The organism is Kocuria palustris (assembly GCF_016907795.1).
In the GTDB taxonomy this organism is placed as follows: domain Bacteria; phylum Actinomycetota; class Actinomycetes; order Actinomycetales; family Micrococcaceae; genus Kocuria; species Kocuria palustris.
This window is the reverse complement of the sequence record NZ_JAFBCR010000001.1, coordinates 1,296,516-1,323,503: the sequence shown is the minus strand read 5'-3', so window position 1 is coordinate 1,323,503 and position 26,988 is coordinate 1,296,516. Positions and strand designations below refer to the sequence as shown.

At 72.4% G+C, this 26,988-nt stretch carries 22 protein-coding genes and 2 tRNA genes; 7 read left to right on the top strand and 17 right to left on the bottom strand.

All coding sequences use genetic code 11. The annotated features are described in order from the left end of the window. The first annotated feature begins 91 nt into the window (after positions 1 to 91). The gene (locus tag JOE55_RS05820) at positions 92 to 1,267 is read left to right on the top strand and encodes an FUSC family protein (protein WP_204782287.1); all 1,176 of its coding nucleotides are present in this window, start codon (positions 92 to 94) and stop codon (positions 1,265 to 1,267) included. 7 nt (positions 1,268 to 1,274) lie between these two features. Here JOE55_RS05820 and JOE55_RS05815 read toward each other — a convergent pair whose 3' ends face one another. The 3 genes from JOE55_RS05815 to JOE55_RS05805 form a co-directional block, all read right to left on the bottom strand. Continuing rightward, positions 1,275 to 1,817, bottom strand: coding sequence for an NUDIX hydrolase family protein (locus JOE55_RS05815; RefSeq protein ID WP_137803116.1), 543 nt, complete (start codon positions 1,815 to 1,817; stop codon positions 1,275 to 1,277). A 59-nt stretch (positions 1,818 to 1,876) separates the two neighbouring features. Further along, positions 1,877 to 3,103 carry a glycoside hydrolase family 76 protein gene (locus JOE55_RS05810; protein WP_204782286.1) on the bottom strand — a complete coding sequence of 409 codons (1,227 nt, stop codon included), beginning with the start codon at positions 3,101 to 3,103 and terminating at the stop codon, positions 1,877 to 1,879. A 116-nt stretch (positions 3,104 to 3,219) separates the two neighbouring features. Next, entirely contained in the window at positions 3,220 to 4,149 is a 930-nt protein-coding gene (locus tag JOE55_RS05805) for a pseudouridine synthase (protein WP_204782285.1), read from the bottom strand. 53 nt (positions 4,150 to 4,202) lie between these two features. Between JOE55_RS05805 and idi the strand changes: the two genes are divergently transcribed. Beyond that, positions 4,203 to 4,748 (top strand): isopentenyl-diphosphate Delta-isomerase, encoded by a 546-nt coding sequence (gene idi, locus JOE55_RS05800; RefSeq protein WP_204782284.1) that lies wholly within the window; start codon positions 4,203 to 4,205, stop codon positions 4,746 to 4,748. Between the two features lie 37 nt (positions 4,749 to 4,785). On the opposite strand, the gene JOE55_RS05795 is transcribed toward idi, so the two are convergent. The 5 genes from JOE55_RS05795 to JOE55_RS05775 all read right to left on the bottom strand — a co-directional run bounded on the left by JOE55_RS05795 (position 4,786) and on the right by JOE55_RS05775 (position 15,065). Continuing rightward, positions 4,786 to 5,697, bottom strand: a complete 912-nt coding sequence (locus JOE55_RS05795; protein WP_204782283.1) for a DNA-formamidopyrimidine glycosylase family protein — start codon at positions 5,695 to 5,697, stop codon at positions 4,786 to 4,788. After that, complete coding sequence (locus JOE55_RS05790) at positions 5,690 to 10,810, bottom strand: Lhr family helicase (protein ID WP_204782282.1); 5,121 nt, start codon at positions 10,808 to 10,810, stop codon at positions 5,690 to 5,692. The genes JOE55_RS05795 and JOE55_RS05790 overlap by 8 nt, the downstream gene beginning before the upstream one ends. After that, positions 10,803 to 11,669, bottom strand: a complete 867-nt coding sequence (locus tag JOE55_RS05785) for a DUF4232 domain-containing protein (RefSeq protein WP_204782281.1) — start codon at positions 11,667 to 11,669, stop codon at positions 10,803 to 10,805. The genes JOE55_RS05790 and JOE55_RS05785 overlap by 8 nt, the downstream gene beginning before the upstream one ends. A 158-nt stretch (positions 11,670 to 11,827) precedes the next feature. Further along, a complete protein-coding gene (locus JOE55_RS05780) occupies positions 11,828 to 14,716 on the bottom strand; it encodes an FAD-linked oxidase C-terminal domain-containing protein (protein WP_204782280.1) in 2,889 nt (962 codons plus the stop codon). Positions 14,717 to 14,732: 16 nt separating this feature from the next. After that, on the bottom strand, positions 14,733 to 15,065 hold the full coding sequence (locus JOE55_RS05775) for a 2Fe-2S iron-sulfur cluster-binding protein (protein WP_006213939.1): 333 nt from the start codon (positions 15,063 to 15,065) through the stop codon (positions 14,733 to 14,735). Between the two features lie 270 nt (positions 15,066 to 15,335). On the opposite strand from JOE55_RS05775, the gene JOE55_RS05770 reads away from it, so the two are divergent. Beyond that, positions 15,336 to 16,550 (top strand): integrase core domain-containing protein, encoded by a 1,215-nt coding sequence (locus tag JOE55_RS05770; RefSeq protein ID WP_204781793.1) that lies wholly within the window; start codon positions 15,336 to 15,338, stop codon positions 16,548 to 16,550. A 39-nt stretch (positions 16,551 to 16,589) separates the two neighbouring features. On the opposite strand, the gene JOE55_RS05765 is transcribed toward JOE55_RS05770, so the two are convergent. Further along, positions 16,590 to 16,676: transfer RNA gene (locus JOE55_RS05765), tRNA-Ser, on the bottom strand. Between the two features lie 64 nt (positions 16,677 to 16,740). Continuing rightward, complete coding sequence (gene tadA / locus JOE55_RS05760; RefSeq protein WP_204783216.1) at positions 16,741 to 17,205, bottom strand: tRNA adenosine(34) deaminase TadA; 465 nt, start codon at positions 17,203 to 17,205, stop codon at positions 16,741 to 16,743. A gap of 94 nt (positions 17,206 to 17,299) precedes the next feature. Here tadA and upp point away from each other — a divergent pair, with 94 nt between their 5' ends. The 3 genes from upp to JOE55_RS05745 all read left to right on the top strand — a co-directional run bounded on the left by upp (position 17,300) and on the right by JOE55_RS05745 (position 19,863). Beyond that, positions 17,300 to 17,935, top strand: a complete 636-nt coding sequence (gene upp / locus JOE55_RS05755; RefSeq protein WP_006213935.1) for a uracil phosphoribosyltransferase — start codon at positions 17,300 to 17,302, stop codon at positions 17,933 to 17,935. A 490-nt stretch (positions 17,936 to 18,425) separates the two neighbouring features. Further along, positions 18,426 to 19,214: a winged helix-turn-helix domain-containing protein gene (locus JOE55_RS05750; protein WP_204782279.1), complete on the top strand. Its 789-nt coding sequence runs from the start codon at positions 18,426 to 18,428 to the stop codon at positions 19,212 to 19,214. A gap of 106 nt (positions 19,215 to 19,320) precedes the next feature. Beyond that, a complete protein-coding gene (locus tag JOE55_RS05745) occupies positions 19,321 to 19,863 on the top strand; it encodes a SixA phosphatase family protein (protein ID WP_051452677.1) in 543 nt (180 codons plus the stop codon). A 6-nt stretch (positions 19,864 to 19,869) separates the two neighbouring features. On the opposite strand, the gene JOE55_RS05740 is transcribed toward JOE55_RS05745, so the two are convergent. Further along, on the bottom strand, positions 19,870 to 20,430 hold the full coding sequence (locus JOE55_RS05740; RefSeq protein WP_239546454.1) for a DUF488 domain-containing protein: 561 nt from the start codon (positions 20,428 to 20,430) through the stop codon (positions 19,870 to 19,872). Positions 20,431 to 20,551: 121 nt separating this feature from the next. On the opposite strand from JOE55_RS05740, the gene JOE55_RS05735 reads away from it, so the two are divergent. After that, positions 20,552 to 21,556: an aldo/keto reductase gene (locus JOE55_RS05735; RefSeq protein ID WP_239546452.1), complete on the top strand. Its 1,005-nt coding sequence runs from the start codon at positions 20,552 to 20,554 to the stop codon at positions 21,554 to 21,556. Positions 21,557 to 21,709: 153 nt separating this feature from the next. Here JOE55_RS05735 and JOE55_RS05730 read toward each other — a convergent pair. The 6 genes from JOE55_RS05730 to JOE55_RS05705 form a co-directional block, all read right to left on the bottom strand. Continuing rightward, a tRNA-Arg gene (locus JOE55_RS05730) sits at positions 21,710 to 21,782 on the bottom strand. Between the two features lie 101 nt (positions 21,783 to 21,883). Next, entirely contained in the window at positions 21,884 to 22,882 is a 999-nt protein-coding gene (locus tag JOE55_RS05725) for a siderophore-interacting protein (RefSeq protein ID WP_204782277.1), read from the bottom strand. A gap of 49 nt (positions 22,883 to 22,931) precedes the next feature. Then, positions 22,932 to 23,732: an ABC transporter ATP-binding protein gene (locus JOE55_RS05720; protein ID WP_204782276.1), complete on the bottom strand. Its 801-nt coding sequence runs from the start codon at positions 23,730 to 23,732 to the stop codon at positions 22,932 to 22,934. Beyond that, a complete protein-coding gene (locus tag JOE55_RS05715) occupies positions 23,729 to 24,778 on the bottom strand; it encodes a FecCD family ABC transporter permease (RefSeq protein WP_338125434.1) in 1,050 nt (349 codons plus the stop codon). Before JOE55_RS05715 ends, JOE55_RS05720 begins: the two co-directional genes overlap by 4 nt. Beyond that, complete coding sequence (locus tag JOE55_RS05710; RefSeq protein WP_204782275.1) at positions 24,775 to 25,830, bottom strand: FecCD family ABC transporter permease; 1,056 nt, start codon at positions 25,828 to 25,830, stop codon at positions 24,775 to 24,777. Before JOE55_RS05710 ends, JOE55_RS05715 begins: the two co-directional genes overlap by 4 nt. Next, positions 25,827 to 26,933: an ABC transporter substrate-binding protein gene (locus tag JOE55_RS05705; protein WP_204782274.1), complete on the bottom strand. Its 1,107-nt coding sequence runs from the start codon at positions 26,931 to 26,933 to the stop codon at positions 25,827 to 25,829. Before JOE55_RS05705 ends, JOE55_RS05710 begins: the two co-directional genes overlap by 4 nt. Positions 26,934 to 26,988 lie beyond the last annotated feature (55 nt).

Sequence of the window (26,988 nt, the reverse complement as noted above, 5' to 3'; positions counted from 1 at the left end):
CCTCCCGCCGCTCGAGCGCGGATGCCCCAGTCCCTCATCGGAGCGCTTCCCGCCCAGGGCAGCCCCGACTCTTCCGCAGGAAGGAGCCCGCGTGTCCGGATCGTCCACCGTCCGCCAGCTGTTCGAGGTGGGCCCCTCCCGCCGGGATCACGTGCCTGCGGTGCGCATCGCCCTGGCCGTGGGGATCCCTCTCGTGCTGCTGATGCTCCTGGGGCGCCCGGACCTGACGATCTACGCGGCCTTCGGCGCCTTCACCTCGATCTACGCCCGGCACGAGCCGCTGCGCCAGCGCCTGGGCCATGAGCTGCAGGCGGGCGCGCTGGTCACGGTCTCGGTGGCCATCGGCGCGCTGCTGTCCTGGTTCGGCGCGCCGGAGCCCCTGGTCCTGGGCATCACCTCCGTGGTCGCCGCGATCGGCTCGGTGCTGGCCGCGGCCTGGAACCTCAAGCCCGCCGGGTCGGTGTTCTTCATCTTCGCCACCGGCGCGATCGGCTCCCTGGGGCCCGATGCCGTGGCGCACCCGCTGCTGGCGATCGCGATCGCAGCCGGCTCCGCCGCCTTCTCCGTCCTGCTGGCGTGGATCTGGTCCCTGGTGGGCGAGGGGCGCGAGGGGAAGTCACCGCCCCCGGCGCCGGTGGTGCGCCTGACCCGCGGCCAGCTGGCCGCGCACGGCGGGCGCTTCCTGGTGGCCACGGGACTGGCCGCCGTGGTGGCGCTGATCGTCTCCCAGGCCGCCGGGCTCAGCCACGTCTACTGGGCGCAGGTGGCCGCCGCCGCTCCGATCGCGGCGCCCACGCACCTGGCGCGGCTGCAGCGCGGCGTCCACCGCATGGTCGGCACGCTGGGCGGCGTGGGCGTGACCGCATTCGTGCTGGCCTTCGATCTGGGCCCGTGGCAGATGCTGGTCCTGGTGATCCTCTTCCAGCTGCTCGCCGAGCTGTTCGTGGGCCGCAACTACTCGCTGGCACTGCTGTTCATCACGCCGCTGGCGCTGCTGATGACGCAGCTGGCGCATCCGGTCCCGGCCGCGCCGCTGCTGCAGGCCCGCGCGGTGGAGACCGTGCTGGGCGCGCTGTGCGGCATGGTCGTGATCTACTTCTGGCGCAACAGCGAGGAGCGCCGAGCAGACACGCAGGCCATGCCGCGGATCATCGCCGCCTCGCAGGCGGACCGCCGCGGCGGCCCGGCGGACGCGGACCTCGACGGCGCGGCTGCGGGTGAGGACGACGACGGGCACAGCGCTCCCTCGCAGGACCGCTCGCGCTGAAGGCCGCTCAGCGGCCCCAGCCGACGTGCGCCAGGGCCTGCTCGATCAGCCGGCCCCGGCCGCCGGCGAACTCCGCCTGGATGTCGGCGCTGAGCGCCTCCTCGGGGGTGACCCAGGACAGCTGCAGCGCGTCCTCGCGCGGCTGGCACTCGCCGCGCACGGGCACCACGTAGTTCAGCGCGACCGCGTGCTGGCGGTTGTCCGTGAAGCCCGTCTCCGACGGATGCGGGAAGTACTCGGTGACCGCGAAGGGGACGGTCGAGGGCGGGACCATGGGCATGACCAGCGGCCCGAGATCCTTCTCCAGGTGCCGCAGCAGCGCCCCGCGGATCGTCTCGCGGTACAGGACGCGCCCCGAGACCACGGCGCGCTCCAGCTCGCCGACGTCATTGGGCTGCAGCAGCAGGCCCACCTCCGAGACGCAGCCCACGGGATCCAGCTGCACGGGGATCGCCTGGACGTAGACGATCGGCAGGCGGGCACGGGCCTCGCGGAGGTCTTCCTCGGACAGCCAGCCGGGATTCGGGTCCGGTGTGCGTACGGAGCTCATGGGATCTGTCTACCTCAGCCGTCGGGTCTTGTGGTGGGTCGGTGCCGGGGTTTCCGCGATCAGCGGAGGCTGCGCTCCAGGCGGGCCGCGGCCTCCAGGATCATCCAGGACTGGATCTGCGTGGACAGATCCACCGGGGCGCCCACGCGCTGGGTCTGATCCGCGTCCTTGAGGGGGTCGGAGGAGAAGATCGCGCGCACGCGCCGGGGCTCCGGGCGGGCGTTGGGGTCGTGGGGGTCCATGCCGGGATCGAACTCGCGACGGCCGTCCCAGAGGGCGTCGGCGGTGTCGAGCACCAGGCGCCGTGCGGTGAGGCGGGAGGCCTCTGGCAGCTGGGGGTCCTCGGCGGCCTCCGCCAGGTTCCGCACGAGGATGCCGGTGAACAGCCCGCCGTCGCCGGTGCCGTGCGTGGACAGGCTCCGACGCCGCCGACCGGCAGCACTGGTGGAGTCGCGCCCGAAGTGCGATTCGGCGCCGGCGATGATCTGTCCCGCCCACTCCAGCCAGGACTGAGCCCGATCCCGGGGCACGACGGCGGCGTGCTCCAGGCATGCCGCCAGCACGGGGCCGGAGTTGTAGGAGTAGACGGCGTCATCGCGCTGCGTGGTCTCCTGGCCGGAGCCGGCGGCCAGCAGCTTGATCCCGTCCCAGAACACGCCGCGCTGGGCGTCCCAGAGGTTCTCGCGCAGCCAGCTCAGCAGCCGTTCGGCGGAGTCGTCGGAGGCGGTGCGCGCAGCGATCAGGGCCGCCGGGCCCGTGGTCGCGGCATTCTTGTAGGTGCGCTCGCGGCTCCAGAACATGCCGCCGCCGAGGTCGTCGGTGTGCGCCGAGCGGATCTGGGACAGCAGGAGGCTCCCGGCCCGCAGGACGTCGCCGGAGGAGGCGCCGCAGACCTGATCGAGCTGGCGCAGGCGGCCCAGCGCCAGCAGGAGCCAGGACATGTCGTCGAAGAAGCTGTTGATCACGACCGACCCGCCCGAGCGCACGGCGATGCCGCGCAGCAGCTGATGCGCGCGCTTGCGCAGCGGCTCCGGGTCCCCTCCCGAGGCGGCCTCCCGCAGGGCGGCATCCACGAGGGCGTCGAGCAGGTGCGCCTGCCACCAGTAGTGCCAGGTCAGGTTGGTCCGCGACGGCGCCGGGAAGGTGATCGCAGCCAGCCAGGTCCCGGGGATGCCGAGGGCCCGCTGCCCGAACAGCTCCTGCACCGAGCGGGCGGCCAGAGCTGCGCGCACGGCGCGGTCGTCGACGGCATCGGCGAGGATCGAGGCGGCGGGGTCGTGGCTCATGGCTCTCCTGTGCGTGGGGTCGTGCGCTGCCGTCGAAAGTGCTGCGGGCTGTCGCGGACGGCTGGCCTCAGCCTAGCGATCCGCCCCGACGCCGCCCCGCGATCTCCGAGGCGGCATCAGCGGGGGAGGGTCTCCAGGCGGCGCCGGCTCCTCAGCTCCAGGGCCTGCCCGGTCACCGGGTGGGTGAGTCGCAGGGTGCGCGCGAGCAGCTGGAGCGGACGCGAGACGTCGCCCGGCTCCCGGGGAAGCACCTGCGGGTAGAGCGGATCCCAGCGGATGGGCGTCCCGAGCGCTGCCAGGTGGACCCGCAGCTGGTGGGTCTGCCCGGTCAAGGGGTGCAGGCGCAGGTGGGCCCAGCGGCCGTCGTCGTCCTCGAAGGCGCTCAGCGGATCGAGGTGCGTCACGGCATTGGGCTCGCCGGGGACCTCGGCGGCCTGCAGGACCGCGCGCTGCTTGAGCAGCCGGCTGCTGCGCCGATCCGGCAGGTCCTCGAGCACCAGACCGCCCAGGCGGGCTACCGCTTCGTACGACTTCTCGGTGCGACGGTCCTGGAACTGGCGCTGCACGGCCCCGCGCACCCGGGGATCGCGGATCAGCAGCAGCACGCCGGCGGTGTCCCGGTCCAGGCGATGCGCCGGAACCAGGTCGTCCTCGCCGCGGCGGCGACGCAGCACGCTCAGCGCCGTCTGCGCGATGAACCCTCCCCGCGGCGTGGACGGCAGCCCGTGCGGCTTGTCGACCGCCAGCAGCCATTCGTCCTCGTAGAGGACCGGCATGTCATGGGGCAGCTCGGGCTCCACCGGAAGCTCGCGGTGGTACCAGACCCGCTGACCGGCGCACGGGGCGTCGGCGGGCAGCGGGGCGCCGCGGTCGTCGACGATCTCGCCGCCCGACAGCAGCCGCTCGAGCTGCGCGCGCGAGGCGGGGAAGCGCAGCAGCAAGTGCTCGCCGGCCGTGCAGCTGCGGTCGTCCGGGAGCCGGACCGAGACCGGATCGATGCCATCGCGCGGGGAGAGCGGTCTGGGACGTGCGCGGCGGCGGGACATGGGGGCATCCTGGCAGACTCGGGGCAACGACGACGTGAGGAAGTGCGATCACCATGACCACCCCCAGGCGGCCCGAGCAGGTCGTGCTGCTGGACACCGCGCGCCTGCCGATCGGCACGGCGCTGAAATCCGAGGTCCACACCGCGGACACCCCTCTGCACCTGGCCTTCTCCTGCTGGGTCCTGGACGACGACGGGCGGGTGCTGCTCACCCGTCGTGCCCTGAGCAAGCGGACCTGGCCGGGCGTGTGGACGAACAGCTTCTGCGGCCACCCGGGACCGGGCGAATCCATGGCTGCGGCGCTGCACCGCCGGGCCGAGCAGGAGCTGGGACTCGAGCTGACCGAGCTGCGGGAGGTCGTGCCGGAGTTCGCCTACTGGGCGCGCGATGCCTCGGGCGTGGTCGAGAACGAGTTCTGCCCGGTGTGGACCGCCCGGGCCGAGTCCTCGCCCGTGCCGAATCCCGAGGAGGTCGCGGAGTCCCTCTGGGTCGATCCCGCCGAGCTGCTGCGGGCCAGCCGGGCCGTGCCGCAGCTGCTGAGCCCCTGGCTCAACGAGGAGCTCTCCCAGCCCGGACTGCTCGCCGCCCTCGACTGCTGAGGAGCCCAGCCCGGGCTGGATCTCGGCTGCCCGGGTCTCAGCGCTGGCAGCGCGGGCAGAGGTAGAAGGGGCGCTCGCGGGCCGGCGCCCGCAGGCCGGTGCGGGGATCGCGCTGACCGGCGGCATCGTCCCAGGTCCGCTTGAGGATCGGCGTCCCGCAGCGTCGGCACGGCCTGCGCTCACGGCCGTAGACCCACAGCTGCCTGCCGGGCCGCGGATCGCCCGTGGTGACTCGGGGGCCGCTGTCGCGGTTGCGCAGCAGCAGCTCGTGCGCATCCTCGACGATCGCCTGCAGATCCGGAACATCGGCCACGGGCGTCTGCGGAGCCAGGCGGTGCAGGAACAGCAGCTCGCAGCGGTAGATGCTGCCGATCCCTGCCAGTCTCGACTGATCCATGAGCGCTGCGGCGATCGGGCGATCGGGGCGCTCCAGCAGACGGCGCACCGCCTCCTGCAGGTGCTGCGCGGACCACTGCGGTGCCAGGAGGTCCGGGCCCAGGTGCCCCACGAGCCGGTCCTCCTGCTCCCGGGCCACGATCACGAGCTGCTGGACGGAGGACGCGGTGGCCCGGGTCCCCGCGGTCTCGAGCACGGCACGGATCGTGTGCTTCGGCCGGGCGCGGCGCTGCGATCGCGCGCTCGAGGCGCCGGGCCGACGACGGCCGGGGGAGTCCGATCCCGCCGCGAGAGGGTCGAGGTCCTCGATCTCCCATCGGCCCTCCATCATCAGATGCGAGTGCAGCGTGACCGCGCGGGCACCGGTGCTCGGATCGGGCCCGATGCGGATCAGCAGGTGCTTGCCGCGCGAGACCGCCTCCTGGACGGTGCGCCCGGACAGATCGACGGTGGCCAGCGCGGGGACCCGGAGGTCGCTGCGCAGCAGCTGCCGCCCCGCCAGCCCGGAGTGCAGGGCAGCGGCCGCGCGCCAGACGGAATCCCCCTCAGGCACGGCGGATCCGCAGGCCCTTGGGCGTGGTCGAGAACCCGGCGGCGACCAGGGACTCGCGCACCGCGGTCTCAAGCGCGCCGTGCCCGAGGGCGGGCATGCCGTTGACGCGCTCGACCGTGAGCTTCTCGGCGGCCCCTGCGCGCACCACGTCGGCGATCGGCGGGCCGATCATCCGCAGACGCTCTGGGTCGTCGTCGAAGACCAGGGCGGTGCGCCCGCCGCGCTCCAGGTAGAGCACCGGATCGCCGTCCACGAGCGCGAGGATCGACCCCGCCTTGCGTCCCGGCCGGTGCCGCGCCGCCGTGGTGGACTCGGTGCTGTCGTGCGAGTCGATCGTCTCCGGCCAGGGCAGCGTGGCGCCGTACGGGTTCGCAGGGTCGGTCGCGGCCAGCGCCAGCACGACGGGCTCGCGAGGCTCGGTGCGCGCCTGCTCGTCATCGGCGAAGCCGCGCAGCCGATCCACGGTGCCCGACTGCGCGAACTGCGCGGCCCCCAGACCCTCGATGAAGTAGCCGCGCCGTGCGTGACCGGCCTCCTCGACGGCAGCCAGGACCTTGTACACGGCGGAGAACCCGCCTGCGATGTCCTCGGCCTCCACCGCCCCGCGGGTCACCACGCCGTAGCGGTCCAGCAGCAGCTCGGCCGAGGCGCTCGCGCGCAGCGTGGGCTCGAGCGGCTCGGGGTCCAGCAGCGACCACCGCCCGGACAGCCCGGTGGGATCGCCCGCCTCCGCGGGCCCTGGGGTGCGCTCGGATGACGGCCGCGACAGCGCCGCGTCCCGGGCCCGCAGTCGGGCTGCTCCGCGTCTGCCTGCGGTGCGTCCTCGTGGGGTGCGCGGCTTCTGCCGGTGAGCGGCGGAGCCGCCCGCGACCAGGGAGCGCACCGGGGCGAACGTGTCGTTGGTGACCAGCCCGGCCCACACGAGCTCCCACAGGGCGCGGGTGAGGGCAGGCATGTCCAGCCCGGGGATCTGCGAACGATCGTTCTGCTCGAGCACGGCGCTGCGCAACTGGTGGCCGAACCGCGCGCCGCCATCGCCCATGATGGCCAGCAGTGCGGCCTGGACGGCGTCGTCGATCCCGGCGGCGCGGGCGCGCAGATCCGCTCGCGGAGGCAGGCTGAGCTGCTGCGACTCGGCCAGGTGGAGACTGATCCAGCCGTCGTCGCCGGCCAGTGAGCCCGCCCCGGACCACACGATCTCCCCGGAGGCCAGCAGCTCGTCGAGCAGCTCGGGCCGGTAGCCCTCGAGGCGCTGACGGAGCACGAGCGGCTCCAGCGCCGAGGCCGGCACCGCCACCCCCGCGAGCTGATCCACGACGCTGAGCAGGCCGTCCGCCCCGCGCAGGCGATGCCCCGGCCCGACCGACTGCCACGAGGGCAGGAAGCGGGCGTAGACCTCCGGGGCCACCGGCTCGACCTGCTGGCGCAGCGCGGCCAGCGAGCGTCGCCGGATCCGGTGCAGCACGTCCTTGTCGCACCATTCTGAGCGCGGCCCGTGGTTGTGTTCCTCCTGCCGGTCGGGGCGGAACTCGCCCTCCAGGACTCGGCGCGCAGCGCCCAGGCGCTCGAGGGTCCCGGCGACGACGGCCGGGCCCAGGCCGGTGCCCCGGGAGGCCTCGGCCACGGTGAACGGCCCGTGAGTGCGGGCGAAGCGCGCCACGAGGTCCTCGACCGGATTCTCGACCGGCTCCAAGAAGCTGACCGGCACCCCGTGCGGGATCGGTGTGCCCAGTGCGTCGCGCAGCCGGGCGGCATCCTCGACCGCGGCGAGCACCTGCTGCCCCTCGCGCAGCAGCCAGAAGGCGCGCCGCCTGCGCACCAGCTCCTCCGCCCACGCAGAGGCCTGCTCGGGGCTCACGCGCTGCTCGGAGGGGTCCTGCGAGCCGGCGCAGGAGGCGTCCTCCTCCGTCGTGCTCGAGTCCGTGGCGCGGGCGACGCCGGCGCGGCCGGCCGGCTCCGAGCGGAGCCGAGCCGCTGCCTCCTCGAGGCCCAGCGGCCCGAGCAGCCGCAGCAGATCGGCCAGCCCCTCCATGCCCAGCAGGCGCCGGGAGGGGGCCAGGTGCTGCAGCTGGGCCTCGGTCTGGGCGATGACCTCGGCGTCGAGCAGCTCGCGCAGCTGGGCCCGGCCCAGCAGCTCGGAGAGCAGGGCGGTGTCCAGGGACAGGATCGCGGCCTTGCGCTCGGCCAGCGGGGAGTCGCCCTCGTAGATGAACTGCCCCAGGTAGCCGAAGAGCAGGGTGTGGGCGAAGGGCGAGGGCGTCTCGGTGGTCACCTCGACCATGCGCAGCGCGCGGCGGTCGATCTGGCGGTGCAGCTCCTGCAGAGCGGGGAGGTCGTAGACGTCCTGGAGGCACTCGCGCACCGTCTCGAGCACGATCGGGAACTGGGGGTGCTTGCGAGCGACGTCGAGCAGCTGGGCGGAGCGCTGGCGCTGCTGCCACAGGGGCGTGCGTCGTCCCGGATCCCGGCGCGGCAGCAGCAGCGCGCGGGCCGCGCACTCGCGGAAGCGGGAGGCGAACAGCGCCGAGGAGCCGACTCGCTCGGTCACGATCTGCTCGAGCTCCTCCGGGTCGAAGAGGAACAGCTCGGCGCCCGGCGGCTGGTCGTCGGTGGCCGGCAGTCGCAGGACGATGCCGTCATCGGAGGCCTGCGCGGAGCTGTCCAGACCCCAGCGCTCCTCGAGCCGCGCCCCGACGGCCAGCGCCCACGGCGCGTGCACGGGCAGCCCGTAGGGGGAGTGCAGGACCACGCGCCAGTCCCCGAGCTCGTCGTGGAAGCGCTCGAGTATCAGCGTGCGGTCCGAGGGCACATGCCCGACGGCTTCGCGCATCTCCGTGAGGTAGCGGTGGAGGTTGTCCTGCGCCCAGGTGTCCAGGCCGTCGGCGGCCAGCCGCTCGCGCAGCGCGGCCTCCGCAGCACCCGAGGCCTCGCGCAGGAATCGGCCCTGCGCTCGACCGAGCTCGACGGGCCGCCCGATGCCGTCGCCGTGCCAGAACGGCAGCTTGCCCGCCTGCCCCGGTGCCGGGGTGACGAGCACTCGGTCATGGGTGATCTCCGCGATCCGCCACGACGAGGCGCCCAGGGCGATCACATCGCCGGTGCGGGACTCGTAGACCATCTCCTCGTCGAGCTCGCCCACCCGCTTGGGCGAGGAGTCGTCCTGCCCGGCCAGGTGCACGGGGAACAGCCCGCGGTCGGGGATCGTGCCGCCGGAGGTCACGGCCAGGCGCTGGGCCCCGGGGCGGCCGGTGAGCGTGCCCTCGTCCCGGTCCCAGACCACGCGCGGGCGCAGCTCCGCGAACTCGTCCGACGGGTAGCGCCCGGAGACCAGGTCCAGCACCGAGTCGAACGCGCTGCGCGGCAGTCCCAGGAACGGCGCGGCCCGGCGCACGGTGTCCCACCAGTCCTCGACGGGCACGGTCTCGGTGGCGCACACCGCCACCGTCTGCTGAGCCAGGATGTCCAGCGGGTTCGACGGGATGTGCAGCGGCTCGACCCGCCCGGCCAGCATCTGCTCCACGGTCACGGCCGCGTCCAGCAGATCGCCGCGGTGCTTGGGGAACATCCGCCCGATCGAGATCTCGCCGACCTGGTGGCCGGCGCGGCCCACGCGCTGCAGCCCCGAGGCCGCGGACGGCGGGGACTCGATCTGCACCACCAGGTCCACGAGCCCCATGTCGATGCCGAGCTCGAGCGAGCTGGTGGCCACCACGCAGCGCAGGACTCCGGACTTGAGGTCCTCCTCGATCAGGGCGCGCTGATCCTTGGAGACCGAGCCGTGGTGGGCTCGGGCCAGCAGGGGCGCTGCGCCTTCGTAGCGGTTGTGCTGCCGCTCGATCCCGCTGGGCTGGGTCGCCTCCCCGGCCGTGCGCTCGGCTGGATCGTCCGCCTCCGGAGCATGCTCGAGCCGGAAAGCGTGGATCTCGTTGAGCCGGGCGGTGAGCTTCTCCGCCAGGCCGCGGGAGTTCGCGAAGACGATCGTGGAGCGGTGCGCCTCGACCAGATCGACCACCCGCTCCTCCACATGCGGCCAGATCGAGGCGACGTTCGCGGGCTCGTCCGCGTCGTAGTCCGATTCCAGCAGCGAGCCCGAGGCCGCCGGTCCGCCCAGCACCGTCATGTCCGGGATGGGCACGCTGATCTCCAGATCCCAGCGCTTGGTCGACTCCGGGCGCACGACCGCCACCGGCTGACTCCCGCCCAGGAAGCGGGTCACGGTCTCGACCGGGTCGACGGTGGCCGAGAGCCCGATGCGCTGGGCCGGGCGCTCGAGCAGGTCGTCCAGGCGCTCCAGCGAGACCGCCAGGTGGGCTCCGCGCTTGGTGCCGGCCACGGCGTGGACCTCATCCAGGATCACGGTCTCCACACCGCGCAGGGACTCGCGGGCCTTGGACGTGAGCATCAGGTACAGCGATTCGGGCGTGGTGATCAGGATGTCCGGAGGCGAGGCCAGCAGGGCGCGCCGCACCGCCTGCGGGGTGTCCCCGGAGCGCACGCCGGTGGAGATCTCGGGCGGCTCCAGCCCCATCCGGCGGGCGGTCTGCGTGATCCCGATCAGGGGCGAGCGCAGGTTGCGCTCCACGTCCACGCCGAGCGCCTTGAGCGGGGAGATGTACAGGACGCGCGTGGTGGCCCTGCGCTTGGACGAGGCGCTCGAGGCCTTCCTGCGCAGGTCGGATCCGGAACGATCGTTCGCAGCAGCAGCTTCGGAGGACGCTTCGGCTGAGGCGGCTGAGGCGGCTGAGGCGGCTGAGGCGGCTGAGGCGGCTGAGGCAGCCGGCGCACCTGGGGCGGCTGAGCCGGAGCGGGGCCCAGCGGGCTGCGGCACGGCCGCTTGCGAGATCAGCCGGTCGATCGCCCAGAGGAAGGCGGCCAGGGTCTTGCCGGAACCGGTGGGAGCGACCACGAGGGCGTGCTCGCCTCCGGCGATCGCCTTCCACGCGCCCTCCTGGGCGGCGGTGGGCGTGGAGAAGGCGCCCGTGAACCAGTCGCGGGCAGCCGGCGAGAACGCCTCGAGCGACGAGCCCGGCGCGGGGCGTCCGTCCGAGGGCTCCTCATCTGCGGGGAGCCCTCGGACCTGGGCAGGTGCTGCGCGCTCGGAGGGCTCAGGCACCGAAGCCCTTCACCTGCAGCTGCCCGATCTTGGGGTTGCCGCAGGCCTGGGTCGAATGGGCGATGCTCAGCGCCTCCGTGCTGCCCGGCGGGTAGACGACCAGCGCGGAGGTCTCGTGCGGGTTGCAGACCTGGCCGTAGGAGCCGGCTCCGGTCTCCTGCAGACCCGCCGAGGCCGACTGGCCCGGTGCCACGGTCACCGCAGCGCCCGCCTCCGGTGCGCGCGAGGCCGGGATGCCGACGGGCTGTCCCGCGGCATCCGCGTAGGAGACGCCCGGGTAGCCGGACAGGACGCAGGGCTGCGAGCCCGTGTTGGTGAGGACCAGCTGGTAGTGCACGGAGCCCATGCCGGCATCCACCGGCTGCAGCGACCCCGCCAGGGAGGAGGCATCGCACACGCCGGCGGGTGCGGCCTGAGCTGCCGCCCCCTCCTGACCGGCCGAGGGCGCCGCAGTGGTGCCCTGCTGCCCGGCCGACGGATCGGTGCTCTCCTGCGCCGGCGCCTGTGCGGCCGAGCCGTCAGCGGCGGCCGCGGAATCCGGGGCCTCCTCGGCAGGAGCCTCCTGGGCGGGCTGCTCTGCAGCGGCCTCCCCTGCGGCGGCATCGGCGGACTCGTCAGCAGCCGGCTCCGGAACATCCGCCGAGGCGGAGGCCGGATCCGAGGACTCGGCGGCCGAGGCCGAGGAGTCAGAGGGGGACGCGGAGGACGTGGGCTCGGCGGCCGAGGCGCTCTGCGAGGCCGAGCCGGACGAGCTGTCGGTGCTGTCCTGGTCCTCGCCCGAGCCGCCGCAGGCGCTCAGGGCGAGCAGCGCGGCCAGGGAGAGCGCGCTGAGGGCGAGGGGGCGGGTGCGAGTCGACATGAGGGGCCTCCTGCTGAGGTGTCGCGGGTCCGAGCCGACGTGGTCCGGGCCTCTGTGGAGCAATCGTAGGCCGGGCCCCGACAGCACAGCGGGCGGTCTCGAGGGTCGTGGCCATGCCGATGCCGCGGCTCGTGGCCGCAGCGATCCCGCCAGCCGGCTCAGCGGGCCTCGGGCAGCGCCGAGCGCATGACCTCGGCCAGGGTCCTGCCGGAGGCGTCGGTCCCCTCGCGGATCTGGGTGCGGCAGGAGAAGCCGTCGGCCACCACGAGGGGATCGGGCCCGGCCGCGCGGATCTTGGGGAACAGCTCGCGCTCCCCGAGCGTGCGGGAGACCTCCAGGTGACCCGGTTCGAAGCCGTAGTTCCCGGCCAGACCGCAGCAGCCGCCGCCGACCATGTCCACGTCCACGCCCAGGCGCTGCAGGACCTCGAGCTCGGCGTCGTAGCCGATCATCGACTTCTGGTGGCAGTGCACCTGGCACACGGCGTCGCGGGGGCCGTCGTCGTCGAGGGTCCCGAACGGCCAGTCCCCTCCCTCGGCGAGGTGGCGCGCGGTGAACTGCCCCAGGGTGAGCGTGCGCTGGGCGAGCAGGGCGGCGCGGGGGTCGTCGGGCAGCAGCTCCGTGATCTCGTCCTGGAGCATCACCGTGCAGGAGGGCTCGAGCCCGATCACGGGGTATCCGGCCTCCAGCAGCGGCTCCATGACGCCCAGGGTGCGGGTGACCTCGCGCTTGAGGGCCTCGAGCTGGCCGGTCGAGTGCCAGGTCATGCCGCAGCAGACGTTGCCGGCGGGCATGAGCACGCGGTAGCCCATGGCCTCGAGGACCTCCACGGCGGCCTTGCCGGGCCCGTCGTCCATGAAGTTGGTCCAGGAGTCCGGCCACAGCACCACCGACGGCCGCCCGTCCGGCGCGTCGCCGGGCCGGGTCGAGAACCACTTGGTCAGCGGCTGGTCGGCGAAGCGGATCATGTCCCGCTGCGCCTCCACGCCGCCCAGGCGCATGACCGCCTTCTGCAGCGGCTGCACCTTCATGGCCGCGTTGACCAGCGACGGCGCCCCGGGCACCGCGTTCATCAGCCGCGCCAGCACGGGCAGCCAGCCCATGGTCAGGTGCGCCATGGGGCGGCGGCGACGGCCCACGAAGCTGCGGATGCCCTCGCCGTAGTGATGGTGCAGGAACTCGGACTTGTAGGTGGCCACGTCCACATTGACCGGGCACTCGGCCACGCAGGCCTTGCAGGACAGGCAGCCGTCGAGGGCCTCGAGGGTCTCCTCGGCCTTCCAGCCGTCCTTGAGGTGCTCCCCGCGCAGCATCTCCGCCAGGGAGCGCATGCGCCCGCGGGTCGAGTGGACCTCGTCCCGGGTGGCCTGGAACGACGGGCACATGGCGCCGACATCCGAGCGGCAGGCGCCCACGCCCACGCATCGGTTGACCGCGCCTGCGAACGAGCCGTTGTCGTGGCTGAAGGCGTGCACGGGCTTCAGGTCGAAGGTGCGCGCCCCGGGGCCGGGGCGGATGCCCTGGTCGATCGGCTCGGGGTCCACGAGCACGCCGGGGTTGAAGAATCCTGCGGGATCGAACGCGCGCTTGAAGGCGGCGAAGGCCCGCAGGGCCTCGGGGGAGTAGATGATGCCCAGCAGCTCGGAGCGGGCCCGGCCGTCGCCGTGCTCGCCGGAGACCGAGCCGCCGTAGTGCCGCACGAGCTGCGAGGCGCGCTCGATGAACTCGCGGTAGCGGGCCACCCCGGCCTCGGTGCCGAAGTCGAACGAGATGCGGATGTGCACGCAACCCTCGCCGAAGTGCCCGAACGGGATGCCGCGCAGCTCGAGCTCGTTGAGCAGCGCATAGAGATCGCGCAGGTAGTCGCCGAGGTTCTCGGGCGGCACGGCGGAGTCCTCCCAGCCGGGCCAGGCCTCGCCGCCGTCCGGCAGGCGGGTGACGATCCCTGCCGAGGCCTCGCGGATCCGCCACAGGCTGCGGGTGCGCGCAGGGTCCACCACGACGACGGCCCCCTGGACCTCGGCGCGGCCCGAGGCCTCCACGATCCCCTCGAGCTGCTGGGCTCGGGCCTGGGCCGCCTCCACGGTCTCGCCGCCGACCTCGCAGTACAGCCAGCCCCCGCCCGGGGGCAGCTCGGATCCGGCGGTCTCGTTGCCGGGGCGCGAGCGCAGGGCGTCCAGCAGGTCGCCGCCCATGCCCTCGATCGTGGTCACGCCGCGCACGCGCAGCGCCGGGGCGGCGTGGGCCGCGGCGATCGCGTCCGCGAAGCTGAGCACTGCCAGGGCGGTGGCCGCCGGCCTGCGCACGAGCTTCACGGTCATCCGCGTGATGATCCCGCACGTGCCCTCGGTGCCGGCGAAGGCCTTGGCGACGTCGAAGCCGTTCTCCTCGAGCAGGTAGTGCAGGCCGTAGCCCGAGACCTGGCGGGGGAACTGGCCGAGCTCGGTGCGCAGCATGGCGCGGTGCTCATCGCGCAGCGCGCTCAGGGCGCGGGTCAGGGCGGTCCCTGAGGTCCCGCCGGCGCGCAGCTCGACCTCTCGGCCGTCGGCCAGCATGACGGTCACCGCCACGAGGTTCTCGGCCGCCGTGCCCCATGCCACCGAATGCGATCCGCAGGCGTTGTTGCCGACCATCCCGCCCACGGTGCAGCGCGCGTGCGTGGAGGGGTCCGGCCCGTAGGTCAGCCCGTGCTCGGCCGCCGCGGCGCGGAGGTCGTCGCAGATCACGCCGGGCTCGATATCCGCGGTCTCGGCCTGCGGATCGATTGACAGGACCCGGTTGAAGTGCCGGGAGGTGTCGATGACCAGGCCGTCGCCGATCGAGTTGCCGGCCACGGAGGTGCCGCCGCCGCGGCTGATCACGGACCAGCCGCGCTCATGGGCCAGCGCCAGCAGGTCGCGGATCTGGCCGACCGTGCGCGGCTCGGCCACGGCGGCGGGGAGGCGACGGTAGATCGAGGCGTCCGAGACGTAGGCGGCGCGGGTCGTGAGATCCTCGCGCAGCAGGCTCGCGGCGCGGGCGAGCTGATCCTCCGGGACTGTGGTCACAGCGCGGTCCTCCCGCTCACCACTCCGGGGCGATGGTGATCTCGGCACCCTCGAGCGACTCGGACCACTCGACCTGGCAGGTCAGGCGGGAGTCGTCGTGGCGGGTGTCGTCGAGCATGTCCAGCAGGTCCTCCTCCTCATCCCCGATGGGGGAGTTCTCCTGCGTGGTCTCGAACGCGCCGTCCAGGTAGCAGTGGCACGTGGAGCACGAGGCATTGCCGCCGCAGGTGGCGAGGATGGGGAACTTGTGGCGCGTGAGCGCCTCCATCAGGGACTCGTGGGACTTCCACTCGACGCCCTCGGTGCGGGCGCCCTCGCGGTCGGTCACGTTCACGGTGATGCTGCTCAAGGTTCTGCTCCTGGCGGCACGACGGGCCGCGTCGATCTCTGGGACGGGCCTCCAGTCTAGGCCCGGCACCGACACCTCGGAGGCCGCGGGCCGGTGCGGGCAGGATGTGGGCGCAGGTGCGGCCCGGAAATGCCTGAAGGGCCCTGCTTCCCCGAGACCTCGGGGAAGCAGGGCCCTTCAGCTCTGCGCGGTGGCGGAGGTGTTGAGTCTCAATACCTCGTCACCACATGTCTCAATACCCCAGCAACACCACCGGACCCACGATGAGACATGACCCGTCGCCGCCAGATCATCACCGCCGTGACCACCGGAACCCTCACCCAAGCCCAAGCAGCACGGGCCTACGGCGTCTCACCCTCGATGGTTTCCAAGCTATTGAGACAGTGGGCCCGCGAAGGCACAGCCGCCTACTACACCAAGCCCTCCACACCCCACGGACACCCCGCAGCCACCCCACCAGCCACGATCCGCGCGATCACCGCCCTGCGCACCGAGCTCACCACCCAAGGCCTCGACGCCGGCCCGGCCACCATCGCCGCGACCCTGGCCACCACCCGACCCGAGCTGCCCATCCCCTCCCGAGCCACGATCGCCCGGATCCTGCAGCGCGAAGGACTCATCACCGCCGAACCCCGCAAGCGTCCCAAGTCCTCGCTGCACCGCTTCGAAGCCGACCTGCCCAACTCCTGCTGGCAATCCGACTTCACCCACACCGCCCTGACCCCACCAGCGCCCCCAGCTCCGGCAACACCACCTCGACCCTCAGCGCAGGCCTGGCGCGAGCACGACGTGGAGATCATCACCTGGCTGGATGACTACTCCCGCATGGCCTTGCACATCTCGGCTCACCAGCGCATCACCGGCGCGATCGTGGTCGAGACCTTCACCGCCACCACCAAGATCTACGGGCCCCCGGCCTCGACCCTGACCGACAACGGGCTGGTCTACACTGCCCGCTACCGCGGCGGAGTCAACGCCTTCGAGAAGCTGCTGCGCTCCCGCAGCATCGAACAGCGCAACGGCCGCGGAGGCCACCCGCAGACCCAGGGCAAAGTCGAGCGCTTCCAGCAGACCCTGAAGAAGTGGCTGGCAGCCCAGCCCCCACCAGCAGACCTGCCGGGCCTGCAGGCCCTGCTCGATCAGTTCCGCGAGATCTACAACACTCAGCGGATCCACTCAGCGAAGAAGACCACCCCGTACGCCGCCTACATCGCCGCACCGAAGGACACCCCAGGGCCCCTGGCACCGGCCACGACCCGGTTCCGCACCGACAAGATCGACGCCACGGGCAAAGTCACGCTGCGCTACGACGGCCAGCTCTTCCACATCGGCATCGGCCGAGCCCACGCCCGAACCCACGTCGTTCTGATCGTTGAGGACCGCGAGATCACCATCGTGGCCAAGGCCACCGGAGAGATCCTCCGCGAGCTCACCCTGGACCCCACGCGGAAGTACCAGCCACAACGAAAAACACCCCGAACCTGAGGGTTCGGGGTGTTTCCGATGTACTGAGACATCACAGCGCGGTGGCGGAGGGATTTGAACCCTCGTTGGCTTTTACACCAAACATCATTTCGAGTGATGCACCTTCGGCCGCTCGGACACGCCACCAGGCCCAAGATCATACTGTCGGGTGGGCGGTGCGCAAAATCGGCAGGGCCGGGTCGGGGGCCGCTCAGTCGCGATGGGCCCGGAAGAACTCGGTGAGCAGTGCGGAGCATTCGTGGGCGAGCACGCCGCCGTGGACCTCGCTCCAGTGGTTGAGCTGCCGGTGGCGCACCGCATCCAGGACCGAGCCGCAGGCGCCGGCCTTGGGGTCCCAGGCCCCGAGCACGATCCGCGGGATGCGTGCGAGCACCGCCGCCCCGGCGCACATGGTGCACGGCTCGAGCGTGACCACCAGGGTGCAGTCGTCCAGTCGCCAGCGCCCCAGCTCCTCGGCGGCCTCGCGCATGGCCAGGACCTCGGCGTGGGCCGTGGGGTCGTGGTAGGCCTCGCGCTCATTGCGGCCGCGCCCGACGGCGCGGCCGTCGGGATCCAGCACGACGGCTCCGATGGGGACGTCGCCCGTGGACAGCGCCAGGCGCGCCTGTTCGAGGGCCTGGCGCATCCAGGCCTCGTGGACTCGGGTGCTGTGCATCGGGGGCAGTGCCACGGGCGGGACTCCTCCTCGGGTGCGCTCCGGCGTCTTCTGCATCTGCGCCGCGGACGCGGCTGAATGCTAATTTTGCGTCATGCGCCTCACAGTTCTCGACCATCCGCTGGTCTCGCACAAGCTCACCGTCCTGCGCGATCGGGAGACCTCGTCCCCCGTGTTCCGCCAGCTCGTGGAGGAGCTCGTCACGCTGATCGCCTACGAGGCCACGCGCGAGGTGCGGGTGGAGCCCATCGAGGTCCGCACCCCCGTGAGCACCACGACCGGCACGGCGCTGAGCACGCCGCGACCGCTCGTGGTCCCGATCCTGCGCGCCGGTCTGGGCATGCTCGAGGGCATGACCCGTCTGGTGCCCACGGCGGAGGTCGGCTTCCTGGGCATGGCCCGCAATGAGCAGACCCTGGACATCGTCACGTATGCCGAGCGGCTGCCGGATGATCTCACCGGCCGACAGGTCTACGTCCTCGATCCCATGCTCGCCACCGGAGGCACTCTGATCGAGGCCATCCGCTTCCTCCGCCGGCGCGGGGCTCAGGACATCACCTGCCTGTGCCTTCTCGCGGCACCCGAGGGGCTTGCCGCCATGGAGCAGGAGCTGGGCGACGACGACGTCCACGTGGTCCTCGCGACCGTCGACGAGCGCCTGGACGAGAACTCCTACATCGTCCCCGGTCTGGGGGATGCCGGCGATCGCCTGTACGGCGTCGTCGACTGATTCCCTGCGCCCGCCGCCAGGCGGCACCTGGGGTGATGCCCCGAACGCCCCTCGATGCCGAGCATCGAGGGGCGTCTCATTATCTGAGACTCGGTTGCCGATGTGGCAATAGATCTTGACAGAGAAGGGTGGGTGATTGCACGAATACCGGTGAGTAAGTTGGCGCGAATTTCTCCCCCGGTCGCGCCGGAAGGCTGAAGTTGCTCCAGGAAACGCGCCGGACGGGGGTTGCGGGCGCACATAGGTGCGTTTACAAGTTATTAATCTCGGATAGTGAGACACAAGTCGGTATGTGTCTTGCGCAGAAGCTTGGAGCTGGCTGAGTATGGAGCCATTGCAGGAGCGCGCGACGCCGCCTGCCGGTCTCTCCGGCAGGTCAGCCGGGTCAGGGGAGAGAGCCTCTCGGTGCGGCGTCGGGCGTGCAGGCCCGGTCGAGACTCGGCCCGGCAGCGGCCCGTGGCAGGGTCGTTTCACAGCATGAGGAGCAGTCATGGCCGGAGCACCCGGGTATGTCCACATCTCGCAGCGAGCACGCACCGCCGCCGCGAGCCAGATGGCCGCCGGAGCAGGGGGCGCGGCGCCCAGGCGCCGTCGCCCCGGCGCCGTGGAGGCGGGCGGTGCGCCCCAGCAGGTGCGCGCCGATCGACGGCTGAACCCCCAGGATCCGGGCGTGAGCTCGGAGGCCCGCGGCTTCGTCCTGTACGTCGGCCTGGGCGAGGCCAAGGCGGCCGCCAACGGCACCACGCTGGTGGAGATCGTGCAGCAGCTGCGTCGGTCGGTGGCCCAGATCGCCCCGGAGGCGGAGAGCTACGCGGCCGTGGCGCTGGCCCAGGCCGGTGCCCCGGGCGGGGACCTGCAGGTCGTGCGCAACGCCCTCGGCGATCCGACCGCGGTCGAGCCCGCCGCGGAGGCTGTCACGGCCCCGGTCTCGGCTCGCGACACCCGCACCACCCAGTCGGTCGGCGTGCTGATCGACCTCTCGCGCCGCGAGGTCATGCTGGACGGGTCGGTGCTGAACCTGACCTACAAGGAGTTCGAGCTGCTGAACTACCTCGTGGAGAACGGCAGCCGCACCGTGGGGCGCACCGAGCTGATCTCGAGCCTCTGGTCGGATGCCGACGAGACCCCCAACGAGCGCACCATCGACGTCCACATCCGGCGCCTGCGCTCCAAGCTGGGTCGCCTGGCCAACACGGTGCGCACGGTCCGCGGCCAGGGCTACCGGTTCTACGACCACCCCGAGGTCATCGTCTGGGCCGCGCCCGAGTACTCCATCTGAGTCGCGGCCGCATCCCGCGGCCCCCTCGAGCCCCGTCCTGCCGGATCAGGACGGGGCTCGACTTCTGCCCGAGGCCTCCTGCCGCGGTGCGTGAGACCATGAGCCCATGACGAGCACCTCGGAGACCACGGGCCCGGACGAGCGCACTCTGATCCTCATGCGCCATGCTCAGGCGGACGCCGGGTGGGGCGTGGCGGACTTCGACCGCCCGCTGGGCAAGCAGGGTCAGGCCGAGGCGCCGGAGGCGGGGCAGTGGCTGCTCGACAGCGGCGAGCTGCCGGAGATGGTCCTGTGCTCGTCCGCGCTGCGCACCAGGCAGACCTGCACCTGGGTCTCGAGCGTGCTGGGCGATCGGGCGCCCACCGCGAGCCTGTCCGACCGGCTCTACGAGGCCTCCGATCGGCAGGTCCTCGCGGAGATCTGCGCGACTCCCGAGCGGGTCCGCAGCCTCCTGGTGATCTGCCACCAGCCCGCGGTGCAGGAGGTCGCCATGCGCCTGGCCGCCCCGGATTCGGACATGGACTCGGTCATGGACCTCTCGGCGGGCTTCCCGACAGCGGGGCTGGCCGTCTTCCGGCTGCAGAAGCCGTGGGCCGAGCTCGACGGCGCCGACGCCCGTCTGGTCGGCTTCCGCTCGCCCCGCGGCTGATCGGCCTCAGTCGCAGTCCTCGGCGATCGGCGGGTAGGTGACCACGCCGTCGTCGGAGACCTCCGCGTGCGCGCCCCACATCCCCAGCACGTGCAGCCGCGGCTCGGTCGTGGTGGACAGATGGCGCACGGTCCAGCCCCGCGCGGTGAGCGTGTTGGCGATCAGGGTCCGATGGCAGCGCCACGGCATCGGCTCTGCGCACATGATCGCCGTGGGGAGCCTGCGCGCGATCTCCACGAGCTGGGCGATGCCGTCCTCGTAGTCGTCGGTGAGCGTGTAGTCCGCGTAGTTCTTGAAGCTGCGGTTCTGCCAGCCGGCATTGAGCTCCTGAGGGATCTCGGGCTGCTTGCGCCGCCGGCCGGTCAGCTCCTGGAGGTGGTGGTACTCGATGCCCGCCTCGCCCAGCCACTCGGGCATCGCGTCCCTGCTGAACTGCGGGCTGCGCCGCGAGCCGGGCTGCGCCCTCACATCTGCGATCGCGCCGATGCCTGCGCTGTCCAGGGCCTCCAGGAAGACCCCCTGCTCGCAGACCCAGTGCCCGATGGTCCAGATCTCGTCGCCGCTCATGGGCCCACTGTAGGAGCCGCCGCTGCGCTGCAGCGGCGGCTCGGTCGTCGGGGACGTAGCGTGGGTCTTCGAGCAGCGGCGCACGACGACGGCGCCGCTTCCTGCACGGATGAGAAAGAGGATGAGCATGCGACAGGTGAGCTTCCCCGCGACCGGCGATCAGGTGGGGGTCGTGGGCTTCGGCGCCATGGGCCTGAGCTGGGCCTATGACAGGCAGGAGCTGTCCGAGGCGGCCAAGAGGGGCGTCCTGCGCGCTGCCGTGGACGGCGGCATGGACTTCATCGACACGGCCACGCTCTACGGCGGCGGCGCCAACGAGGAGATCGTGGGGGCCGCGTTGCACGACCGGCGGGATGAGATCTTCCTGTGCTCCAAGGCCGTGCTGCTCGCCGAGCAGCTGGAGCCGCCCAGGACCGGACGCTGCGGGCGCCCGGACTACCTCCGCCAAGCGATCGACGACAGCCTGCGACGTCTGCGCACCGACGTCCTCGACCTGTACTACGTCCACCGCCTGGACCCGGAGGTCCCTCTCGAGGACACGTGGGGCGCGATGGCCGACATGGTCCAGGCCGGCAAGGTGCGCTCGATCGGGATGTCGGAGGTGACCGTCGAGCAGCTCGAGCGAGCCCAGCCGATCCATCCGGTGGCCGCCGTGCAGTCCGAGTACTCGCTGTGGACCCGCGACCCGGACGGCTCCGGAGTCGTCTCCGACGGCGATCCCGCCGGGGATGTCATCTCCTGGTGCCGCGACCACGACGCCGCCTTCGTGCCGTTCTCGCCGGTGGGGCGCGGCTACTTCTCCGGTGCGCTGACCGGCAGGACGTTCTCGGACAACGACTTCCGCGCCCGCAACCCCCGGTTCACGCCGGAGGCGCGCGCCGCCAACGATCAGCTGATCCTGCCGGTGCTTGAGGAGATCGCCCGCAAGCACGGCGTCTCGAAGGCCGCGGTGTCGATCGCCTGGTCGCTGCTGCCCGAGCGGCAGGGAGGCTCGGTCATCACCATTCCGGGCACCACGAACCTGGAGCACCTGGCCGAGAACGCGCGCGCCGCCGAGATCGAGTTCGACGACGAGGACGTGGCAGCCCTCAACGGCATGCCCGCTCCCGCGCAGCCCCGCTACTGAGCGTCGCGCACCGAGGGGACGCATCCGACGCGTTTCGAGGCCTAGAAGCCGTCGGACGCGTCCCCTCGGCGGGGAGGGCGCAGCGACGGGCGGGTCGGGATGCGAAAAGGCCCCGCCGGGCGTGCTGCCCGGCGGGGCCTCTGTCTCGTGAAGTGCGCCACGAGGGATTCGAACCCCCAACCTTCTGATCCGTAGTCAGATGCTCTATCCGTTGAGCTAGTGGCGCCCGGCCCTTGCGAGCCGTGTCCTGCTGGACGGTCTCCCGTCCTGCGAACGAAGTAAGACTATACTCGCCCGCTGCGCTCGCGCGCAAATCGGCAGCGGCTCTCAGGACTCGGCGCGGCCCTGCCGCCAGTAGCCCATGAAGGACAGGGCGGAGCGGTCGATCCCGGCGCCGTCCACGCACATGCGGCGCCAGGCCTTGATGCTGGCAGCCTCCCCCGCCAGGAACACATAGGTGCCCTCGGAGGAGGCCTCGGCCAGGGACCACTCGCGCTCGGCCGGCTCGGGCGTCTCGGCGTGCTGCGACCGGCTCGGGCGCTGCCCGGCCAGGGCCTCGTCGACGATGCTCGTCTCGAGCCCCAGCAGCTCGCCCAGGGCGCGGGCGCCGGGCTCCCTGAGCCGTGTCTCGGGATCGCGCGTCAGCATGTGCAGGCTCAGTCCGTGCTGTCCATCGGGCGGGGTGCGGGGGAGGGAGCTGTCGGGGTAGGAGGAAGCGTCGTGGTCGTCCGGGACCTCGATGATCACGTCGGCGCGCAGGTCGGGACGGTCGCGGTGGAGCTGCTCGGCGATCGACAGCAGCGCCGGCGCGGCGGTCTCGTCACCGACCGCGATGACCCGCTCGGCCTGCCCCGGGGCCCAGGAGCTCCACAGCGGCTCCTCGGGACCGGGGACCAGCAGGCACGCCGTGGAGCCGATCGAGGCGCGCGAGAACCACAGGCCACCGGGGCCGGCGTCGTGATCATGGAGGGCCACGTCGATCGCGATCTCGGGCACCCGCTGTCCGTCCAGGTCGATCCAGCGGCAGCTGCGCGCGGTGTACGTGCGCAGCCAGCCGCGCTGCTCGGCGGGAAGGGCGAACCACTCGGGGAGGCCCTGGCTCAGGTCGGGGTGCTCGGCCTCGCGCCCGGGCGGCGGGATCAGCAGCTTGAGGTAGGCATCGGCGCAGGTGATCTCGGGACCCTCGCCGATCAGCGCAGGCGAGGCGCCGAGCAGGTCCGCTCCGGCCATCCGGACGCGGCGGAAGGTCGGGGAGAGGTCCTCCACCGAGGTGACGGACACCAGCGCGGAGATGGCCTGGGGGCCTCGTGCGGACGTGCGGGTCATCGGGCCTCCTGGGGCGGTGTGCGGTGCGAGCGGGTGACGGGCGGGCCACTCAGAGGACGGCCTGGGCGCGCGGCAGGATCACGGGGTGGCCCTCCATGGGATCGGGCATGACATCGGCATGCAGGCCGAAGACATCGTGCAGCCGCTGCTGGGTGAAGACCTCCTGCGGCGTTCCCGCGGCCACGATCCGGCCGCCGGCCATGGCGATGACGCGGTCGGCCGCGCGCGCGGCCAGGTTCAGCTCGTGCAGCACGGCGATCACGGTGGTGCGGGTGCCGTCCGGGCGGCGCAGATCGTGCAGCAGATCCAGCAGATCGACCTGATGGGCCAGGTCGAGGGCGGCGGTCGGCTCATCGAGCAGCACCACGGGAGTGTCCTGCGCCAGCACCAGTGCGATCCAGGCGCGCTGGCGCTGACCTCCCGACAGCTCGTCCACCCGGCGGTCGGCGAAGTCCTGCAGGCTGAGCATGGACAGGGCCCGGGCCACGGCCTCGTCGTCGCCGGCTGCCGGGGAGCCCCACCACTGCCGGTGGGGATGGCGGCCGCGGGCCACCAGCTCGGCCACGGTCAGGCCCTCGGGCACCACGGGCGTCTGCGGCAGCAGTGCCACATCGCGGGCGTAGCCCTTGGAGCGGACCTGGGAGAGCTCGGTGCCCTGGAAGGAGATCGTCCCGGAGCTGGGGGCCAGCTGACGGGACAGCCCCTTGAGCAGGGTGGACTTGCCGCAGCCGTTCGAGCCGATCAGCACCGTGGTCTCGTGCGGGCGGATCTGCAGATCCACGTCCTGCACGGCCACGCGCTGGCCGTAGGCCAGGCTGAGCCCGCGGATGTCGAAGACCGGTTCGCTCATGAGCGCGCTCCTCTCCTCTGCTGGACCAGCAGCCACAGCATGACGGGGGCGCCCACGGCGCCCGTGATGACACCGGCGGGGAGCCGGGCGTCGCCGAAGGCCTCGGCGCCGATCATGTCCGCTGCGACCACGATCAGCGCGCCGACGGCCCCGCTGACGAGCAGCGAGACCCGCCCGCGATGCAGGGCCGCGGCGATCGGGGTGGACAGCAGGGCCACGAAGGCCAGCGGGCCGCTGGTCGCGGTGGCGACGGCGGCGAGCAGGACTCCCAGTCCGAGTGCGGCGGCGCTCGTGAGGGCCGGGCGGGCGCCGAGGGCCGAGGCCAGCTCGCTGCCCAGCTCCGCGGGCTCCATGGCGCGGTGGAGGGCCAGCGCGGCCGGGATGCCGACCGCGAGCACGATGGCCACGACGAGGATGCGGTCCCAGGTCGCGAGGTTCAGCGAGCCCGTGGTCCAGGTGGCGGCGTCCTGCGCGCTCTGCAGCGACAGCCGCGCCATCACGAACGAGACGACCGCCCCGCCCAGAGCGGCGATGCCGATGCCCGCGAGCAGGAATCGCTCGCCCACGATGCCCACGGCCCCGCCGCCTCCGCGACCGCCCAGAGAGGTCGACACGAGGGCGATCAGCGCGGCGGCGGCGAACGCGCCGAGCAGCGCGGTCACGATCATGCTGGCTCCGCGCAGGCCCAGGAACGCCATGCCCATCACGGCACCGGCGGCAGCGCCCTGCGAGATGCCGAGGATGTCCGGGCTGGCCAGGGGATTGCGCAGCACGCGGCGGAACAGTGCTCCGGCGAAGCCGAAGCAGATGCCCACGCCGACGCCCAGCAGGGCCCGCGGCAGCTTGTCCTGCATCACGATGAACGTGGCGCCGGGGATGCGCTCACCGCCCAGGATCCGGAAGAAGTCCGGGATGGTGACGGTGTAGCCGCCGAGCAGCACGCGCACGGCCAGCATGATGAGCACCGCGAGGTACATGATCGCGATCAGGCGGCCCGTGCGGCGGGACTCGCGGCGGCGCATGGCGGTGATCTCCGAGGCGTTCACAGCGACACCCCCTTGCCGCGGCGCAGCAGCACCAGCAGGACGGGCACGCCCAGGACGACGGTCATGATGCCCACGTAGACCTCCTGGGGCGGTGCGATGACGCGGCCGATGACATCGGCCAGCAGCAGCAGCGCAGGGCCCAGCAGCAGGGACAGGACCACGATCCAGCGGTAGTCCCCGCCCACCAGACGGCGGATCGCATGCGGGATCAGCAGGCCTACGAAGGAGATGGGGCCGGCGGCTGCGGTGGCGGATCCGGCCAGGAGGACGACGCCGAGGAAGACGATCAGGCGCTGCAGGCGCAGGTCCACGCCGAGCCCGTGGGCGAGGTCGTCGCCCAGTGCCATGGCGTTGAGCCCGGAGGAGCCGAAGACCACGAGCCCCAGCCCCACCGCGATCAGCGGCAGGGCGGCGGAGAGGTCGGCGGCATCGGCGCGCGAGACGGAGCCGATGTTCCAGTAGCGGAAGCGGTCGAGAATGTCCGAGTGCGTCAGCACGATCGCCGAGGTCAGCGCGATGAATCCGGCGTTCACGGCAGCGCCGGAGAGGGTCAGGCCCACGGGGGTGGGGGTCGTGCCGCCGATCTGGCTCAGTCCGAAGACGAGCGCGGCGGCGACGAGGGTGCCCGCCAGGGAGGCGGTGCCCATCTCCCAGCTGGTGGCGGCACCGAACCAGCCGAGGCCGATCACGATGCCCGCCGAAGCGCCGGCGTTCAGGCCCAGGAGGCCGGGGTCGCCCAGCGGGTTGCGGCTCACGCCCTGCAGCCCGGCGCCGGCGACGGCCAGCGCCGCTCCGACGAGGATCGCGGTCAGCGTCCGCGGGACCCGGCTCAGGACGACGGCGGTCTCGATGTCCGTGCTCGCACCGGAGTCCTGGCCCATGACCATTCCCGGAATGCGCAGGAGGACCTCCGACACGACCGCCGGGTCGACGGAGCGGCTGCCCAGGAACAGGGAGGCCAGCCCGGCCCCCGCCACGAGGACGAGGGCCGCGACCAGCGCGGTCCAGGGAGCCGCCCCGGCGACCCGGGGGCTCGTGCCGGCATGGCTCATGCGCTCGGGGATGCCTCTGCGTCCGCGCTGCCGCCCTCGAGGGTGGCGACGATCTGGGGCAGGACGGTCTCCAGGGCCCAGGGGAGGCTCAGCGGGGAGATCGCCGAGACGGACAGCGTCTCCTGCGCGTCGACCTGCAGCATGAGCTTGCCGTCGGCGACGGCCGGGATCTTGTTGAGCAGGGCATCGGACTCGATGGCCTGACGCACGTCCTCGGACATGGCCCACGAGATCAGGATGTCGGAGTCCAGCTCATCGGCGCGCTCCGGCGACCAGGTGATGAAGAACGACTCCGGGTCCTCGCCCTCCTCCTCGGCGACGACGGGGGCCTGCTCCATCTCGAGCGAGGACAGGAAGCGGGGGCGGTTGTCGATCGAGGTGTAGATCGAGATCTCGTCCTCGGCCTCCGGATCGACGGTGCCGTAGATGAAGGTCCTGCCCGAGAGCACCGAGTTGGCCTCGACGGCGTCGGCCAGCTGCCCCTCGAGGTCCGAGACGAGGTCGTCGGCCTGATCGTCCAGGCCCAGGGCCTCGCCCACGCCGCGGGTGGTGTCCTGCCAGGAGGTGCCGAAGGGCTGGGTGCCCTCCGGGTAGGCCACCGTGGGGGCAATCTCGGAGAGCTTGTCGTAGTCCTCCTGCGTCAGCCCGGAGTAGACGCCGAGGATGACATCCGGGTTCAGCGCCGCGATGGCCTCGAAGTCGATGCCGTCGGTCTCGGAGTACTGCTCGGGAGCCTCGCCGCCGACCTCCTCGAGCTTGTCGTCGAACCAGTCGGTCGAGCCGTTCTCGTTGCCGCCGAAGTCGATGGTCGGCATGCCGACCGGGACCACGCCCAGCGCCAGCGCGGCATCCTGGTTGGCCCAGGACACGGTGGCCACGCGCTCGGGGGCCGACTCGATCTCGGTCTCGCCGAAGGCGTGCTTGATGGTGCGGGGGAACCCGCCGCGCTCGTCGGAGCCGCCGGACGAGGAGTCGTCCGAGGAGCCGCCGTCGCCGGTCTGGCAGCCGGCGAGGGCGACGGCGCCGAGGCCGGTCAGGCCGGCGAGTGCCGAGCGCCGGCTGAAGCTGAGGCGGGAGAGCGCGGAGAGATTCGAATCGGACACGTGGAGCTCCTGTGGTGTGGAAGGCGGAAAGGGCGAATCCGACCGCCCGTTCAGC

Excerpts from the sequence above, each read along its gene's own strand:
- JOE55_RS05815 (WP_137803116.1), bottom strand. The coding sequence starts at position 1,817 with ATGAGCTCCGTACGCACACCGGACCCGAATCCCGGCTGGCTGTCCGAG.
- JOE55_RS05810 (WP_204782286.1), bottom strand. The coding sequence starts at position 3,103 with ATGAGCCACGACCCCGCCGCCTCGATCCTCGCCGATGCCGTCGACGAC.
- JOE55_RS05805 (WP_204782285.1), bottom strand. The coding sequence starts at position 4,149 with ATGTCCCGCCGCCGCGCACGTCCCAGACCGCTCTCCCCGCGCGATGGC.
- idi (WP_204782284.1), top strand. The coding sequence starts at position 4,203 with ATGACCACCCCCAGGCGGCCCGAGCAGGTCGTGCTGCTGGACACCGCG.
- JOE55_RS05785 (WP_204782281.1), bottom strand. The coding sequence starts at position 11,669 with ATGTCGACTCGCACCCGCCCCCTCGCCCTCAGCGCGCTCTCCCTGGCC.
- JOE55_RS05770 (WP_204781793.1), top strand. The coding sequence starts at position 15,336 with ATGACCCGTCGCCGCCAGATCATCACCGCCGTGACCACCGGAACCCTC.
- tadA (WP_204783216.1), bottom strand. The coding sequence starts at position 17,205 with ATGCACAGCACCCGAGTCCACGAGGCCTGGATGCGCCAGGCCCTCGAA.
- upp (WP_006213935.1), top strand. The coding sequence starts at position 17,300 with ATGCGCCTCACAGTTCTCGACCATCCGCTGGTCTCGCACAAGCTCACC.
- JOE55_RS05750 (WP_204782279.1), top strand. The coding sequence starts at position 18,426 with ATGGCCGGAGCACCCGGGTATGTCCACATCTCGCAGCGAGCACGCACC.
- JOE55_RS05745 (WP_051452677.1), top strand. The coding sequence starts at position 19,321 with ATGACGAGCACCTCGGAGACCACGGGCCCGGACGAGCGCACTCTGATC.
- JOE55_RS05740 (WP_239546454.1), bottom strand. The coding sequence starts at position 20,430 with ATGAGCGGCGACGAGATCTGGACCATCGGGCACTGGGTCTGCGAGCAG.
- JOE55_RS05735 (WP_239546452.1), top strand. The coding sequence starts at position 20,552 with ATGAGCATGCGACAGGTGAGCTTCCCCGCGACCGGCGATCAGGTGGGG.
- JOE55_RS05725 (WP_204782277.1), bottom strand. The coding sequence starts at position 22,882 with ATGACCCGCACGTCCGCACGAGGCCCCCAGGCCATCTCCGCGCTGGTG.
- JOE55_RS05720 (WP_204782276.1), bottom strand. The coding sequence starts at position 23,732 with ATGAGCGAACCGGTCTTCGACATCCGCGGGCTCAGCCTGGCCTACGGC.
- JOE55_RS05710 (WP_204782275.1), bottom strand. The coding sequence starts at position 25,830 with ATGAGCCATGCCGGCACGAGCCCCCGGGTCGCCGGGGCGGCTCCCTGG.